This window comes from Frankia canadensis (assembly GCF_900197875.1).
GTDB classification, from domain to species: Bacteria; Actinomycetota; Actinomycetes; order Frankiales; family Frankiaceae; genus Frankia; species Frankia canadensis.
In genome coordinates, this window is record NZ_FZMO01000072.1 from 1 (window position 1) to 16,050 (window position 16,050).

The 16,050-nt window shown below is 73.4% G+C and carries 9 protein-coding genes and 1 pseudogene; 5 read left to right on the top strand and 5 right to left on the bottom strand.

The window, feature by feature from the left end; translation table 11 throughout:
* Positions 1 to 300: pseudogene (locus tag C1A33_RS37360) on the top strand (cytochrome P450); the annotation flags it as partial.
* 391 nt (positions 301 to 691) lie between these two features.
* Here C1A33_RS37360 and C1A33_RS08015 read toward each other — a convergent pair.
* Positions 692 to 1,936, bottom strand: a complete 1,245-nt coding sequence (locus C1A33_RS08015) for a cytochrome P450 (protein WP_101830887.1) — start codon at positions 1,934 to 1,936, stop codon at positions 692 to 694.
* 222 nt (positions 1,937 to 2,158) lie between these two features.
* Complete coding sequence (locus C1A33_RS08020; protein WP_101830888.1) at positions 2,159 to 2,818, bottom strand: TetR/AcrR family transcriptional regulator; 660 nt, start codon at positions 2,816 to 2,818, stop codon at positions 2,159 to 2,161.
* A gap of 142 nt (positions 2,819 to 2,960) precedes the next feature.
* Here C1A33_RS08020 and C1A33_RS08025 point away from each other — a divergent pair, with 142 nt between their 5' ends.
* From C1A33_RS08025 to C1A33_RS08045, 4 genes are all read left to right on the top strand, one after another.
* Positions 2,961 to 3,926: an NADP-dependent oxidoreductase gene (locus C1A33_RS08025; protein ID WP_101830889.1), complete on the top strand. Its 966-nt coding sequence runs from the start codon at positions 2,961 to 2,963 to the stop codon at positions 3,924 to 3,926.
* A 75-nt stretch (positions 3,927 to 4,001) separates the two neighbouring features.
* Positions 4,002 to 6,353, top strand: coding sequence for an ATP-binding cassette domain-containing protein (locus tag C1A33_RS08030; protein ID WP_101830896.1), 2,352 nt, complete (start codon positions 4,002 to 4,004; stop codon positions 6,351 to 6,353).
* A 180-nt stretch (positions 6,354 to 6,533) separates the two neighbouring features.
* Positions 6,534 to 7,808, top strand: a complete 1,275-nt coding sequence (locus C1A33_RS08040; RefSeq protein ID WP_101830891.1) for a cytochrome P450 — start codon at positions 6,534 to 6,536, stop codon at positions 7,806 to 7,808.
* 233 nt (positions 7,809 to 8,041) lie between these two features.
* Entirely contained in the window at positions 8,042 to 10,408 is a 2,367-nt protein-coding gene (locus tag C1A33_RS08045) for a serine/threonine-protein kinase (RefSeq protein ID WP_243407309.1), read from the top strand.
* Between the two features lie 36 nt (positions 10,409 to 10,444).
* Here C1A33_RS08045 and C1A33_RS08050 read toward each other — a convergent pair whose 3' ends face one another.
* The 3 genes from C1A33_RS08050 to C1A33_RS08060 are packed head-to-tail and all read right to left on the bottom strand — an operon-like array spanning position 10,445 to position 15,841.
* Positions 10,445 to 13,777 (bottom strand): helicase HerA domain-containing protein, encoded by a 3,333-nt coding sequence (locus C1A33_RS08050; RefSeq protein ID WP_101830893.1) that lies wholly within the window; start codon positions 13,775 to 13,777, stop codon positions 10,445 to 10,447.
* On the bottom strand, positions 13,774 to 14,568 hold the full coding sequence (locus tag C1A33_RS08055; RefSeq protein WP_101830894.1) for a hypothetical protein: 795 nt from the start codon (positions 14,566 to 14,568) through the stop codon (positions 13,774 to 13,776). Before C1A33_RS08055 ends, C1A33_RS08050 begins: the two co-directional genes overlap by 4 nt.
* A complete protein-coding gene (locus C1A33_RS08060) occupies positions 14,516 to 15,841 on the bottom strand; it encodes an endonuclease domain-containing protein (protein WP_101830895.1) in 1,326 nt (441 codons plus the stop codon). Before C1A33_RS08060 ends, C1A33_RS08055 begins: the two co-directional genes overlap by 53 nt.
* Positions 15,842 to 16,050 lie beyond the last annotated feature (209 nt).

A 16,050-nucleotide genomic window follows, 5' to 3' on the forward strand; every position in this document is an offset into this window, starting at 1 on the left:
GTCGAGCTTGGCGAGCTGCTGCTGGTCGCCGGCTACGAGACGACCGTCAACCTGGCCGACCCCGCCGTCTTCGCCCTCACCCGCTACGCCGGGCAGACCCAGCCCGCCCGCCACCTGGCGCTCGGTCACGGCATCCACTACTGCCTCGGCGCCCCGCTGGCCCGCCTGGAGGGCGAGATCATGCTGGGCGCGCTGGTCGAGCGGGTGAGCGCGATCGACCTCGTCCGCGCGCCGACCTACCGCCCCCACATCGTCGGCCGCGGCCCCGCCGCACTACCCGTCCGCCTGCGTCCCGCCTGACCTCCCTCCACGGACCGCGGCCGACCGTCAGGAGATCAGGCGGCTGGTATAGCCGGCGGCAACCAGGCTGTCGTATGCGGCGCGGACATCATCCGGAACCGGCTGCGGGACGGCGTATCCGCGTTCGGCGTACACCCCGATGGGCTGAGTATCGCCGACCAGCACGGAGGTGATGACGGTCGCGGTGTTGACCCGCCGGGGCCGGCGACGTTGGTGCTGAGGCCGACGTGGCGCTCTTTGGACATGGGGCGCTTCGTCCGGGTTCAGGCTCAGTCGGTGCCGTGTTGCACCGTGTGCACGGGCCGGTCGGGTTCCGGGCGCTGCAGCTGCGCTGCGACAACATGTCCTCCAGCGTCCGGCCTCCCGGTACCCAACCGCCTGCGGCCGGATGTCAGTTCGCGGCGGTGGTGATCTCGACGGGGAGGGAGTGCAGGCCGCGGTGGATGATGCTGGGCTGGTAGTCCAGTGGCGCGTCGGTCAGGCGCAGCCCGGGGGCCCGGGTGATCAGCGTGCGGATCGCCGTGGACGCCTCCAGGCGGGCCAGCGGGGCGCCGAGGCAGTAGTGCAGGCCCAGGCTGAAGCCGAGGTGACGCGGACCGCCGGGGCGGGCGTAGCGGGTGACGTCGAGCTCGTCGCCGGCGCCGAAGACGTCATCGTCGCGGTCCGCCGAGCCCATCAGCACGATGACGCCGTCGCCCCGCTGGTAGGTCTGGTCGCCGACGGTGGTGTCGGTGAGCGCCACCCGCATCGTGAACTGGGTCGGGGTGTCGTAGCGCAGGATCTCCTCGATGGCCGGGCCGACGAGGTCCGGGTCGCGGCGCAGGCGGTCGAGCTGCTGGGGGTGGCTCAGCAGGGCGTGGATGCCGTTGCCGACCAGGTTGATGCTGGTCTCCATGCCGGCGACGAGCAGCAGCACGCAGATGCCGAGGACCTCCGCGGCCGAGAGCACCTCGCCGGCCTCCTCGACGGCGACGAGCCGGCTGAGCAGGTCGTCCTGCGGGTCGGCGCGGCGGCGGGCGACCAGGTCCGCGAGGTAGGCGACCACGGCCTTGCCGGCGGAGTCCCGGGCGGTGATCTCCGCGGGGGAGAGCAGTGGTTCGGGGTCGGTGCCGCGGGCGATCGCCAGTTCCCAGGAGCGCAGCAGTTCGGCGTCCTCCTCCGGCACGCCGAGCAGCCGGCGTCCGACCATCGCCAGCGCCAGCGGGCCGGACAGGTCCCGCACGACGTCGAGCCCGCCGTCGGCGATGGCCCGGTCGACGAAGGTGTCGACCAGATCCGTGATCATAGGTGCGAGGTCGGCGACCATCCGGGCGCTGAACGCCTTGTTGACCAGTCCGCGCAGCCGGCGGTGGTCCGGCGGGTCCATCCGGATGAACGATCCCGGCAGGCTCGCCTCCTGGTCCCAGAAGGGGCTGAGCCGGTCGGCGTTGCCGTGACCCCATGCCTGGCTCGCCAGCACGGCGGCGCAGTCGGCGAACCGGGACAGCACCGTGACCTCGGTGTCGGCGAGACGGATCCGCGTAGGCGCCGGGTTCTCGCGCATCCGCCGGTATCCCGGGTAGGGGTTGACGCGGTGCGCGTCATCGAACAGGTCGAGCGCGTCGGGCACGACGTTGCCGATCTCCGCTGTGCTCATGAATCCCGCTCCTTCGTGACGCCGGCCTGGACGGCTGCCCGCGGGCACCCGGATCGTTCGCGCATGGCGCCGGCCCGGTGAGGCCCATCGTCCGATCCGAACGACGTGCGCGTCTGGGACAGCGGCGGGTTCGCATCGCGCGATATGAAACGGATATCGCGTGGCTGGTGGCGTGGCGTGGCGTGGCGTGGCGTGACGCGGTGCGGCGTCGGGCGCCCGCGCTCAGCCGTGCGGAGGACCTGCGTCGTCCCGCGGGCCGCGGGGGAGGGGCTGGGTGGCGAGCGGCGGGCCCGGCCGCAGGCCGTCGAACAGGACGCCGAGCAGATGGTCCCGGCGCTCGGCGAGCGGACCCTGCTCCGCCAGGGCGGCCACGGCCGTGGCGAGCGCGAAGACGTCGAGTCCGGTCACGTCCGGTCGTACGGACCCCTCGGCCTGGGCGTTCGCCAGCAGTTGGCCGCCTGCCCGCCGCAGCGCGCCGCACGCCGTCGACAACGCCGAGTCGGGATCATCCAGGGTCGCCGCCAGCGCGGTGGGCAGTCCCCGGTAGACGGCGGCGCTGAGCGCGAGTTCACGTAGCCATGCGGTCAGGGCGTCCACGGCGGTGTGGGTCGCCGCGAGCTCGTCGGCGAGCTCGACCAGACGGGCGAAGCCCTGCCGCAGCAGCGCGTCCAGCAGCGCCTCACGGGTCGGGAAGTGCCGGTAGAGCGTGCCGAGTCCGACCTCGGCGCGGCGGGCGACGTCGCGCAGCGAGGCTCCCACTCCCTGCTCCGCCACCACGAGCCGGGCCACCTCGAGGAGGTGGTCGTGGTTGCGGCGGGCGTCGGCCCGCTGGTCGCGCTGGCGGGACAGCTCCGGCGGCCTCGCGTGGGCTGTCACTGGCATTCACATCCCGGGGTGATGACGGCGCGCGCCCGTATTCGGAGCGCCGCTCCTGTTACGCTGCGGAGCACTGCTCCGCTTTGATGCCGGAGCGCTGATCCGCACGCTATCCCGTCCACCCACACCCGTGAGGACACCAGGTGCCATGAAGTCCATCCGCGTCCACCACGTCGGGTCGCCCCACGAACTCCAGCTGGAGGAGGTGGAGCGGCCGGAGGCCGGCGCCGGCGAGGTACTCGTCGAGGTGCACGCCGCCGGGGTGAACCCGCCAGATCTCTACGCGCGCGCCGGCTACCCGCAGATCCCCGCCGACTTTCGTCCCCCCGTCCCGCTGCCGCTCACACCGGGTACGGACGTGTCCGGGGTCGTGGTGGGAGTCGGCGGCGGGGTCACCTCGTGGGCCGAGGGTGACGAGGTCCTCGGCCTGCTCCGGTTCCCGACCGTCACCGGCAGCGGCCGGGGGTACGCGCAGTACACGACGGCGCCGGCCGGTGACCTGGCCCGCAAGCCCGCTGGCATCGACCACGTCCACGCGGCGGCGGTGCCGATGGCGGGCCTCACCGCCTGGCAGTTCCTCGCTGACATCGCCCCCGTGTCCCCCGGGGAGACGGTGCTGGTCAACGGCGCCGCCGGCGGTGTGGGGCACTTCCTCGTCCAGCTCGCCCGCCGGGCCGGCGCGCGGGTCATCGCCGTCGCGTCCACCCGGCACGAGGCGTTCCTGCGCGGCCTCGGTGCGGACGAGTACATCGACTACACGACCACCCGCGTCGCCGACGTGGCGAAGGAGGTCGACGTGCTGTTCGACACCGTCGGCGGGCCGCACGGCCATCTGCTCACGCCGGCGATCCGCGACGGGGGCAGGCTCGTGCCGATCTTCTTCGGTGATTACCACGACGACGAGCTCGCCCGGCGTGGGGTCCGCCACGGCGGCGGGCAGGTGCGCTCGCACGGCGGCCAGCTCGCCGAACTGGTCGCTCTGATCGACGAGGGTGAGATCCGGGTTGCCGTCGACGAGGTCTTCCCGCTCGCCGAGGCGTGGCGCGCGCACGAGCGGGCCGAGCGCGGCCACATCCAGGGCAAGATCGTCCTGCGCGTCGACCACCCCAGCTGACCCCCGACCGCCGCTGGCGCACCCGAGCAGAAACGGAGAAGCTCAGGTCAGACGGGTGCGCCTAGGGTGTTCGGCATGGACGCGGCCGACACTCATGATCTGATCCGTGTGCTCGGCGCGCGGGAGAACAACCTGAAGGACGTCAGCGTCGAGCTGCCGAAACGGCGGCTGACGGTGTTCACCGGTGTGTCCGGCTCGGGGAAGAGCTCGCTGGTGTTCGGCACGATCGCCGCCGAGTCGCAGCGCCTGATCAACGAGACGTACAGCGCGTTCGTCCAGGGATTCATGCCGACGCTGGCCCGGCCCGACGTCGACGTCCTCGACGGGCTGACCACGGCGATCATCGTCGACCAGCAGCGGATGGGCGCCGACCCGCGCTCCACCGTCGGCACCGCCACCGACGCCGGCGCGATGCTCCGCATCCTGTTCAGCCGGCTCGGTCAACCCCACATCGGCCCGCCCGGCGCGTTCTCGTTCAACGTCCCGTCCGTGCGCGCCGCGGGCGCCATCACCGTCCAGCGCGGCACGGACGCGAAGGCGGAGAAGGTCACCTTCACCCGCACCGGTGGAATGTGCCCGCGCTGTGAGGGCCGCGGCTCGGTCTCCGACATCGACCTGACCGCGCTCTACGACGACAGCAAGTCCATCAACGAGGGCGCGATCACCATCCCCGGCTACAGCGTCGACGGCTGGTACGGACGGATCCTGGGCGGCTGCGGCTTCTTCGACGCCGACAAGCCGATCCGGCGCTTCACCAAGGCCGAACTCGCCGCGCTGCTCCACAAGGAGCCGACGAAAATCAAGGTCGAGGGCATCAACCTCACCTACGAGGGCCTGATCCCGAAACTGCAGAAGTCGATGCTCGCCAAGGACCGCGAGGCGATGCAGCCGCACATCCGCGCGTTCGTCGACCGGGCGGTGACCTTCACCGTCTGCCCCGAGTGCGACGGCACCCGGCTCGCCGAGGCCGCCCGCTCGTCGCTGATCGGCGGGCGCAGCATCGCCGACGTCTGCGCCATGCAGCTCAGCGACCTGGCCGACTGGGTCGGCGAGCTCGACGAGCCGACGGTCGCCCCGCTGCTCACCGCCCTGCGCCACACCCTCGACTCGTTCGCCGAGATCGGCCTGGGCTACCTCTCGCTCGACCGGCCGTCGGGCACGCTGTCGGGCGGGGAGGCGCAGCGGGTCAAGATGATCCGCCAGCTCGGCTCGGCGCTCACCGACGTCACCTACGTCTTCGACGAGCCCACCACCGGCCTGCACCCGCATGACATCGCCCGGATGAACGGCCTGCTGCGGCGGCTGCGCGACAAGGGCAACACCGTGCTCGTCGTCGAGCACAAGCCCGAGATGATCGCGATCGCCGACCATGTCATCGACCTCGGCCCCGGCGCCGGCGCGGACGGCGGCACCGTCTGCTTCGAGGGCACCGTCGACGGGCTGCGGGCCTCCGGCACCGTCACCGGCCGCCACCTCGACGACCGGGCCGCGCTGAAGAAGACAGTCCGAACTCCCACCGGCCGGCTGGAGATCCGCGGCGCCTCGACGCACAACCTGCACGACGTCGACGTCGACATTCCCCTCGGCGTGCTCGTCGTCGTCACCGGCGTCGCCGGGTCCGGCAAGAGCTCGCTCGTACACGGATCGATCCCCGCGGACGCCGGGGTGGTGTCGATCGACCAGACGCCGATCCGCGGTTCTCGGCGCAGCAACCCGGCGACCTACACCGGGCTGCTCGAACCGATCCGCAAGGCGTTCGCGAAGGCCAACGGGGTGAAGCCGGCACTGTTCAGTGCCAACTCGTCCGGCGCCTGCCCGGCCTGCAACGGGGCCGGCGTCATCTACACGGATCTCGCGATGATGGCGGGCGTCGCCAGCACCTGCGAGGAGTGCGACGGAAAGCGTTTCGACGCCTCGGTGCTGGAATACCGGTTCGGCGGGCACGACATCAGCGAGGTGCTGGCGATGTCGGTCGCGGACGCGGAGGAGTTCTTCGGCTCCGGTCAGGCGCGCACCCCGGCCGCGCACACGATCCTGCGCCGCCTCGCCGACGTCGGGCTCGGCTACCTCGGCCTCGGCCAGCCGCTGACCACACTGTCCGGCGGCGAGCGGCAGCGGCTCAAGCTCGCCACCCGGATGGGCGACAAGGGCGCCGTCCACGTCCTCGACGAGCCCACCGCCGGCCTGCACCTCGCCGACGTCGAGCAGCTGCTGGGCCTGCTGGACCGGCTCGTCGACGGCGGCACGTCGGTCATCGTCGTCGAACACCACCAGGCGGTGATGGCGCACGCCGACTGGATCATCGACCTCGGGCCGGGCGCCGGTCACGACGGCGGCCGGATCGTCTCCGAGGGCACCCCCGCCGACCTCGTCGCGGCCCGCTCCACCCTCACCGGCGAACACCTCGCCGCCTACGTCGGCGCCTGACCGCACGGCCCCGTGCCATCGTCTGATTGGAAGGCGGTATCGACGGCCGGGGACGGGATGATGCCACGATCCGTGGGCGGCCGGGCACGGTAGCATCCGCTCCAGCAGAGCCCAGCGACCCGGCCGGCCGCGTGGACCTTCCCCGTGCGCTGTCCGGGCGCCATCGGAAGGACGAGGACGATGACGACCGGGTCCACCGAACTGATCGACGCCGGCGGTTCGGTCGCCGCGCGGCCGAGCGACGTCTTCGATCCCCGTCAGCGCGCCAATCCGTACCCGCTGTACCGGGCGCTGCGGGAGGCGGGTCGCCACCACTGGGTGGCGCCGCAGGCGCCGAGGATCCTGATGCTCACCCGGTACGAGGACTGCCAGCGCATCCTCACCGACCCGGCCCTCGGCCACGCGGTCATGGCGGACAGCCCCTTCCGGGCGGTGGCGGACGAGGCCGGCGCCCCGCAGGTGGGCCTGCAGTCGATGCTGCGCGCCAACCCGCCGACCCACACCCGGCTGCGCCGCCTGGTCAGCAGGGCGTTCACCGCCGGCCGGGTCGGCCGCTTCGGCCCGCAGGCCCGCCAGCTCGCCGCCGAGCTGCTCGACGACGCCGTCCAGCGCGGCGAGGTGGACCTCATCGACGCCTTCGCCCGGCCGCTGCCGCTGCGGGTGATCTGCACCCTGCTCGGGGTGCCGGCCCGGGACGAGGAGGTCTTCGGCGGCTGGGCGTCGGCGCTCACCCGCGGGATCGACCCCGACCAGATGCTGTCGGCGGCGGAGCGGGCGGCCCGGGCCGAGGCGACGACCGCGTTCGCCGGCTACTTCACCGAGCTGATCGCCCGGCGCCGCGCCGAGCCCACCGACGACCTGCTCAGCGACCTCATCGCCGTCCAGGAGCAGGGCGACCACCTGTCCGGGGCGGAGCTGCTCGAACTGTGCGTGCTTCTGCTCGTCGCCGGCTACGAGACGAGCGTCAACCTGCTCGCCGGCGCCGTCCTCGCGCTCGCCCGGGACCCCGAGCAGTACGCGGCGCTGCGCGCCCGACCCGACCTGGTGCCGGCCGCGGTCGAGGAGGCGCTGCGGTTCGACCCGCCGATCCAGTGGTTCGGCCGCACCGTGCTGGTGGACGAGGTCGAGATCGCCGGGCAGCGGCTGAACGCCGGTGAGGGTGTCCTGGCGCTGGCCGCCGCCACGCACCGCGATCCCGCCGTCTACCCGGATCCGGACCGCTTCGACGTCACCCGCTACGCCGGCCCCACCGCGCCGCCGCGTCACTTCGGCTTCGGCCAGGGCATCCACTACTGCCTCGGCGCGCCGCTGGCCCGGCTCGAGACGGAGATCATGCTCGGCGCGTTCGTCGAACGGGTCGCCCGGGTGGAGATCGCCGCCGAGCCGGCGTACCGCCCGCACCTGTCCGTGCGCGGCCCCTCGACCCTGCCGGTCCGGCTCACCCCCGCCGGCTGACGTCGCCCGCCGGCTGACCTCGCCCCCCGCCGTCTTAGCTGCCCAGCCGTCGCCGTCGCCCTGCCAGGCCTGTCGCCCTGCCAGGCCTGTCGCCCTGCCGGACGCGACGTCGGGTTCGTGACGGGTTCGGCGTCTCTGCCGGCGGTGCGACGGGCGTTATAGTCGGGCCACGGATGGTTTCTTTCGACCCGCGGCCGTCACAGCGGCGGGAACGTCGACGCCGCGAGGGCCGTGTGCGTGAGAACGGTGTGCGCGAGAACCGGGTGAACGTGCCGGGGCACGGTGGGATCGTGCGGGCCCACGTCCAGGCGGTGCTGCCCGACTACGACATCGGCGCGGAGCTCGGCCAGGGCGGATTCGGCCGGGTGCTCGCCGGGCGGCATCGCCGCCTCGACCGGCCCGTCGCGATCAAGGTGTTGGAACTGCCCGCGGCGGATCCCGCCGCCGTCGCGGACGTCGACGCCGAGGCGCAGATCATCGCCCGGCTCGACCATCCGCACATCGTTCGGGTCTACGACTACATCCGCACCCCCGAGCTCGCGCTGATCGTGATGGAGCTGCTGCCCGGCGGCACGCTCACCCGGCGGGCCGCCGAGGGGCTCACCCCGGCGGACGCCTGCGCGGTCGTCGCCGCCGTCGCCGTCGCCCTCGACCGCGTGCACCGCGAGGGCCTCCTGCACCGCGACATCAAGCCGTCCAACATCCTGTTCGCCGCCGACGGCTCGCCCCGGCTCACCGACTTCGGTATCGCCCGGCTGCTGGAGGCGACCGGCGCCGCCGAACCGACCAGCGTGATCGGCTCGACGCCGTACCTGGCGCCCGAGCAGTTCGACCTCGCGGTCCCCGGCGTCGGCGTCGACGTCTACTCGCTCGGCGCGGTCCTCTACGAACTGCTGGCCGGGACGCCGCCGTTCGGTGTCGACCGCCGTCCGCACGTCATGGCCGAACGCCACCGCCGCGCCGCGCCCCGCCCGCTGCCGTCCGCGGTGGCCGGCCTCGGTGCGGTGACGATGCGGGCGCTGGCGAAGCACCCGGCCGACCGGCAGCCCGGCGCCCTCGCCTTCGCCGAGGAGCTCGTCGCCGCCGCCACCTGGACGTTCGGCCCTGACTGGCTCGCCGCCAGCGGCATCAGCTTCCGCGGCGACGAGGACCTGCGCCAGCTCGCCGGCAGCGTCCCCGTCACGCCGACGCGTCGCTACCCGCCGGATCGGCCGCTGACGACGGCAAGCTGGGGATGGCGATCCGACCCGCCGGTGCCGCCCGGTGGCCCGCCTGCCGGGCGTGGCGGCTGGGTGGGGTGGTCCGCGACGGTGAGCATCGCCGTCGCGGTGGTGGTCGTGGCGGTGGTGGTGATGCTGCTGTTGACCGGGGTGCTGCAGGTCGGTCGGGGCGGTGACACGCCCACGGCGGCGCCCGCGAGCAGCCGGCCGCCGGCGGTGTACCCGGTCAGTGCGCCCGTCCCGCTGCGCGGGCTGATCAGCCTGACGGCGGACGCCACCGCCGTGACCAGCGCCGATGGTGGCGGCGTCTACCTGTCTGACTCCAGCCAGCACGCCGTGACCCGATTCGACGGCACGGCGGCGACGACCGTCGTCGGCCGTGTCGACGGGGCCGACCGGATCGGACAGCCGGGTCAGGCCCGGGACGAGCCGACGGCGGTCGCGGCATTGCACCGACCGGCCGGCGTGGCCGCCGCGGGAGGTTCCGTCTTCGTCGCGGACGAGTGGAACTGCGTGGTCCGGCGGGTCTACCGCCCGGCCGGGCAGCCGTGGCGGATCGAGACCGTCGCCGGGCGGCCCGCGGCCGGAGAGGGCGCCGACGCCGTGTCGGACCCGACCGCCTCGGCGACGGGCGATCCGGACGCGGGGCGCGCGCCGGCCGACATCTGCCCGCGGGGCGGTGGGGACGGCCCGCGCGGCGTCGGGGCCCAAATCGGGACGCCGTCCGCGGTCGCCGTCGGCCCGGGGAACGCCCTGTACATCGCCACCGGGTACGCCGGGCAGGTCTGGCGGATCGACCCGGGCGGCGGCTCCGGCGCCTACCGCTCCACCGCGGCCCGCCTGATCGCGGGCGACGGGGCCGGCGCGGACGGGGACCGGCGGGCAACCCGGGAGCGCTCCTACTCGGCGCGTTCCGACCGCGCCACCGAGGTTGCGCTGGAGAACGCCTACAGCGTCGCGGTCGACGGCGCCGGCCGGGTGTTCGTCCTGTCCTACGCCGACGGTTACGCCCGCATTCACCTCGTCACCGGCCAGACGATCACCACCCTCGTCCAGCAGCGCCTCGACCGGGCGCCGATCACGACCCTCGCCCCGGATCCCGACGGCAACGGCGTGCTGTACACCGAGCCCGGCTCCCGCAGCATCCGGCGCCTGACACCGACGAGCGCCGGGACCTGGGACGCGCGCACCCTCGTGACCGGGACGTGCGTGGGCGACACCGAGCGCCTGTTCTCCGTCGCCGTCGACCGCGGCGGCGACCTGTACTACTCCTGCAACGACGCGACCCAGGCCTCCGTCTACCGGGTGACCGCGCGCATCCTGGCCGCCGCCGGAGGCACCGGCTCCGGCACCGGTCCCGGCCAGCGCGTCCTGTACTGAGCCGGACCGGGGCCGGTCCGTCGGGCTCGGGCCCGGTCAGTCGCGGCGGGCCCGGTCGATGACCTCCTCGGCCGTCAGCGGTGAGGACGGGTGGTGGCTCAGGCAGAGCGGGGTGCGGATCTTCTCGAAGGCCAGCGACTCACTGGTGGCGTAGAACTCGCCGACGCCGAGCTGGCCGATGTCCGGCGCGTCACCGCCGGCGTTGCGGGCCATCATGCGGGCGGCGTCGATCTGCGTCGGCGCGTTGAGCCGGCCGAACAGCTGGGTCGTCGCGTTGCCCGGGATGCCGTTGTGCAGGTTCTTCGGTGCCTGGGTCGCGAACACCAGCCCGAGGCCGTACTTGCGGGCCTGCGACGCGAGGACCAGCGTGCTGGCGGTGCAGGCCGTCGTCGGCCCGGCGGGGGCGAACGTCTGCGCCTCGTCCATCACGAACAGGCCGCCGAGGGGCCGCTCGCCGGCGGGATTGCGTTTCACCCAGGAGAACAGGGCGAGCTGGAGCTGGTTGACGAAGCTCTGCCGCTGCTCGTCCTGGGGCAGCCCCACCATGCTGATCACCGAGATCCGGGCTCGCCGGCCGTCCGCCGGGCGCAGCAGCGTCGCCGGGTCGACAGGCTCCCCCTGGCCGCCGAACAGCGGATCGGTGACCATCGCGGCCCGCAGCGCCTGCGCGAGCTCGATCGGCCGTTTGTTCGTGTGGTCGAGGCCCTCGACGATGCCGTCCGGAAGGTCGGCCAGCAGGTCCACGAACGAGGCCAGTCCCGTGCGGTTGCCGCGGGCGAAGTGACGGAGCGCCGCGGTGAGGATCGCGCGGCCCACGCTGGCCCGGGCGGTGTTGCCGGTGACGTTCGCCCGGGCGGCCAGGGTCGCCACCGCCGCGTCGATCGCGGCCTCGAACTCGTCGGGATCGTCGCGCAGGCTCGCGAAGTCGGGCAGCGGCTGGAAACTCAGCGGCCGGCCTCCGTCCCGGCGCGGCGTCCAGATCACCACGTCGGTCGCGGCCAGGTACTCGGCAGCGGCGTCCGCGTCTGCGTCGGCCCAGCCGGACGGCGAGGCCGGCCAGGCGTCGCCAAGGCGGGCCAGGTCGTTGTTCGGATCGAGCACGATCGACGACACGCCCCGCAGCGCGCACTCCTCGACGAGGCGCCGGATGAGGACGGTCTTCCCCGACCCCGAGCCCGCGAAGATCGCCACGTGCCGCCGCAGCACCGACAGATCGACACGCGCCGACGCGCCGTCGGCGGACGCCGCCCCGAGCACGAACGTCGACGCGGACCTGGACGTCGACATGGGCGTGGGCGCCCAGGCGGACGCGGGTGTGGATGTCGAGGTGTATGCCGATGCGGGCGTGGACGTCGTCGGCGGCACCGCGGCGGTGGACCCGCGTTTCCGCGCCCCGAGGCCGTCCGACGCGGCCACCTCTGCCGTCGAGCCGGTCGCACCCCTGGCTCCGGTCGCGTTGGCCAGGGCGGTGCGCAGCAGGGAGGTGGTGCTGGCCGGGCGGCGCGAGGTCAGCCAGTCGCGCAGTCCGGGCCGGCGCTGGTCGAGCAGCGTCCGCAGTGCGGTGAAGGTGGCCAGGTCGTCCGGGTCCAGGGGCAGCAGGCGACCGCCGGCGTCGGCGAAGGCGGTGAGCGCCTGCTGGGTCTTCGCCCCCCTGCTCCACTCGGAGTCGGCGCCGCGCAGCAGGAACAGCTGGCGGCGCGGGTTGCCGGCGACGATGCCGGCGCTGGTGCACGCGGTCGTGATGCGGGGCAGGATCGCGTTGCCGTGGCTGGCGGTGATCGCGCGGAAGCACCAGTGCGCCTGTTCGCCGGTGTCCCGGTCGAGGGTGCGCGAGAGCCGGGCGTGCAGCGGCGGTCGGGTGCTCGGGCTCGGATCGAGATCGAAGTCGGCGCCGGCCGCGCCGTTCTCGGCGATCCACGCGGTGAGCCCGGCGTTCAGCAGCGCCGGTACGACGAAGTCCTCGTTGGCCGGGATGACGGCCGGAACCTCGGTGCGCAGCCCGGCGAACTCCGCGTCGATGGCCACGAGCAGCGCGGGATCAGCGCCGATGCGGGGCCCGCCACCGTCGGGTCCCTGGACGTCCTGGTCGGTGTCCTCCTGCCGATCGCCGTCGACGTCGTCCTCGTCCTCGGCTCTGCTGACGTCGTCGGTGCGCGGGGCCATGACGATGATGTCGTCCTGGTCGCGCAGTCTGCCCGGCACCTGGTCCGTGAAATCGTGCAGTTCGCGGACCACGCCGTCCGCCAGGCATTCGTCCACATGCCGGACGATGCGTTGGAGCAGCTCGCGCGGTGTGTACTGAGGAGCCCCGTCGAAGGCCGCGCGGGCCACCGGCCAGGTCGGATAGGGCGGGATGAAGCCGATCCGGCCGAACTCCTCGCCAAGCCGGCGCTCGACGATCGTGGAGGTGATCGCCGGATCATCCAGTCTGCTCAGCGGCATGCCGTCACTGAAGCGGTCGCGAAGCGACGTCACCGCTCGCTCACGGAATCTGATCCAGGTCGCCGGTAGGCAGGTGAGCAGGCACAGCGTTCGTTCGGTGCGTTCGTGCAGGACCAGCAGGCCGTTCGCCAGCGCGTTCAGATACAGATCACCGTCGCCGGAGGCGGGCGGACCGTCGCCGCGTACCGGCGCCTCGGTCACGACCCCGTCGATCTGGTCCATGGCGAGGATGCTGGGGCCGGTCAGCGCCAGCAGCCGGGACAGGTCATGGACGATCTCCATGGGCGGCCGGGCCTCGGATCGGATTCCCCAGCGCGCCCGCTCGCCCGGCTCCTGTTCGCTCAACGAGCGCAGGTACGCATCACCGACGGGGATGTCGTCAAAGGTGCCCGCCTTGTACAGGACGAAAGCCGCGAGGGTTTCGCGACATTGTCGGATCAGCGCCGGATAGCGCCGTCCGAACGCGGTGAGGAGGTCTTTGAGATGCTTCGGACGCAGCGTGGCATCACCGAGGAGGGCGGCGGCCACCCTGGGCGGCAGGGCGAGCTGCTCGCAGAGCCGGCGCAGGAATCTGTCCGCCTGCGTCTCCCCGTCGAGTTCCCGCCACAGGTCGGCCAGCATCGCGCTGACGACGCCCGCGCCGAAGTTCTCGCCGCTGGGCGCGCCGAGCAGGAAGAAGTAGCCGCCGCGGGCCACGACCTGCTGGCGCGTCCAGCCGAGCAGGTGGGTCTTGCCGGTGCCGGCCTGGCCCTGGATGACGACGCCGATGGGGTTGCGGGCGGTGGTCTGGTCGAGCTTGGCCAGGATTCTGGTGCGCTGCTGGGTGTGCACGCCGTCAACGTGCACCGGCGAGGTGTGCCAGACGTCGTCGAGATCATGCACCCAGCCGAGCGTGATGGCAGCGAGGGCGTCCAGTTCGCTGATCATGCCGAGCCGATCAGCAGCAGGTGGCTGTCGTGGTCACCGATGCGCACCGCCGCCGCGTGGTCGGCCGCGGTGAGCGACTTCTGGTCCTCGTCCGGCACGATGCGGACGTCAGGCTGCCGCGCCATCTGGCGCAGCACGCGGTCCACCCCCGGTTTCGCCGCGTCGCCGAGCAGTGGTCGCACGAGTGCGAGCCGGACCCAGTCGAAGGGCCCGCTGGCCAGCCGGGCATAGGCCGCCCGGATCGCCAACTCCAGATCCTCGGCCGAGGCGGCCGCCGTTCGTGCCGCGTCGGCCGCCGACCCGTTCGTCGCCGTCGCCGTCCCGCGGTCGCCGGCCGCGACAACCGCGGGACCGCTGTCGGGGGCGGCGGCAGGGACGGCGGCGGGACGAGTTGGCACGGGTGGCGGCTCGGAGCGGAAGACGTCGCCGGCCGCCAGGCGCTGGCGGCCGACGAACCGGTGGATGACGGCGGCGATGGCGAACAGGAACGAGGAGGGCACCGTCCCGGTGGGCGCCGTCGCCCGCGGCGCCATCTCCTGCTGGGCGCGGGCCCAGCCAGCGTCGGTGACCTCGTGGAAGATGACGTTGCCGTGCCCGGGCACCTTGCCGCTCTCGACGAGCCGCAGGTCGTTGAGCCGACGACGCTCCGCGCCCGTCAGCGTGAAGCCCAGCGTGTTCTTCAGCACCGTGTTCGAGACGGGCTGGTCCTGGGTGAGCAGGACCAGGAGGATGGCTGCCTCACGGTCGGTGAGGGCGGATCTGTCGCGGTTCGCCGCCGCGTCGCGGGTCATGGGACTTCCCTTTCCTTTCTTCCGGCGTCTGGCGAGACGCCTGGACGTGGCGTTCGATCTCGTCGACGACGGTGTCGACGTCGTCGAAGATCCGGCTGTTGGTGAAACGCAGGACGACGAATCCGTCGAACTGGAGCTCGTTGTCGCGCCGCCGGTCGCTCTCGTAGTGCGACAGGCCGCGGTGCTCCGGACCGTCCACCTCGACGACCAGCCGCTCGGCCCGCCAGATCAGGTCGAGGTAGTGGAGGTCGGACAGCGGCGTCGACCGGTACGGCTGGTTCCAGGCCCGACCGCCCGCCCATGGCCGAGCGGTCAGGGCGTTCTCAAGCCGGCGTTCCGCGCGGCTCGCCGGGTGGGGCTGTCCCACCACCGCGGGCAGCATCGCCCGGGCACCGGACGCGCCGGCTGGAGACCGTCGCGCGGTGGCTCCCGACCCGGAGCCCGCGAAGGGCGTCCGGGAGACGGCGGGTTCGTCGGATGGCGGCGCGGGCGTCGCTCGCGGTGGCGTCGAGCGCGGTGGCGACGTTCGGGTCAGCGAGGATCGGGCCGGCGACGTTCGGCTCGACGAGGATCGCGGCGCGGCACCGCCGGGCGCCGCACTCGCCTGACCCGCGGGCGCACGAGCTGGCCGCGGGGTGCGGCGCGGACCGGCTGGCCACGGCACTGTGGGAACCGGCCCGTCCACCGGATGCGGGCGGCCACTGGCGGGGCACGCCAGCGCCCTCGTCCGCCCGCCGGACGCGCCGGCGGGGCGAGCGGTGAGCCAGACACCCGCCCGTCCCTGGTAGGTGAACCAGGTGAGCAGTTCAAGTAGGCGCTTCTGGTCGCCGATGGGCACGGTCGGCGCGGAGGGGTCGACCAGCAGCACCAGCCGTTGCCGCTGGAACCCGCGGGCGATCGCCCAGGCCGCGCCGGCGGCGCGCACGTCGGGCGGAAACGTCGACGCCCGCGGGGCCGGGGATCCGCGGAGCGCGCGTTCGGCGAGCTCGGCGAGATAGGGGGCGAAGACGTCGGCCTCGGTGGCGGCACGCCTGGCCAGGGCCCGGACCGCTGCCGCCCCGCTGCCGCCCGCCGACTCGATGTGCTCGGCGCCGGGCAGCCAGGCCGGATACATCGTCGCGGCGACGGCCTCCAGGTCGGCGAGCAGCGCACGCTGGCCGGCGGCGAGCGAGCCCATCGGGAGTGGACGGTAGGCGACGATGGCGGGGGCGTCGTCGGGCAGCGGGTCGAGCGCGGACCGGACAGCCGCGTCGGTCGTGTCGGCCAGCTGCACGACGCGATCCGCGGGCAGCGCCGCCCAGGGCAGCGTCGTCCGGGTTCGATGGCCGCCCTGAGCCTGACGAGACGGAGGGGTCAGCCGTGGAGTGCCGCGCGTACTGGCCCTTGGACGGCCATCGTCCGCGGCGCCCGCGGCTGTGCCCGCATCCGCATCCGTGGTCGTATCGGCTTCCGTGGCCGAATCAGCTTCTGCATCCGTGGTCG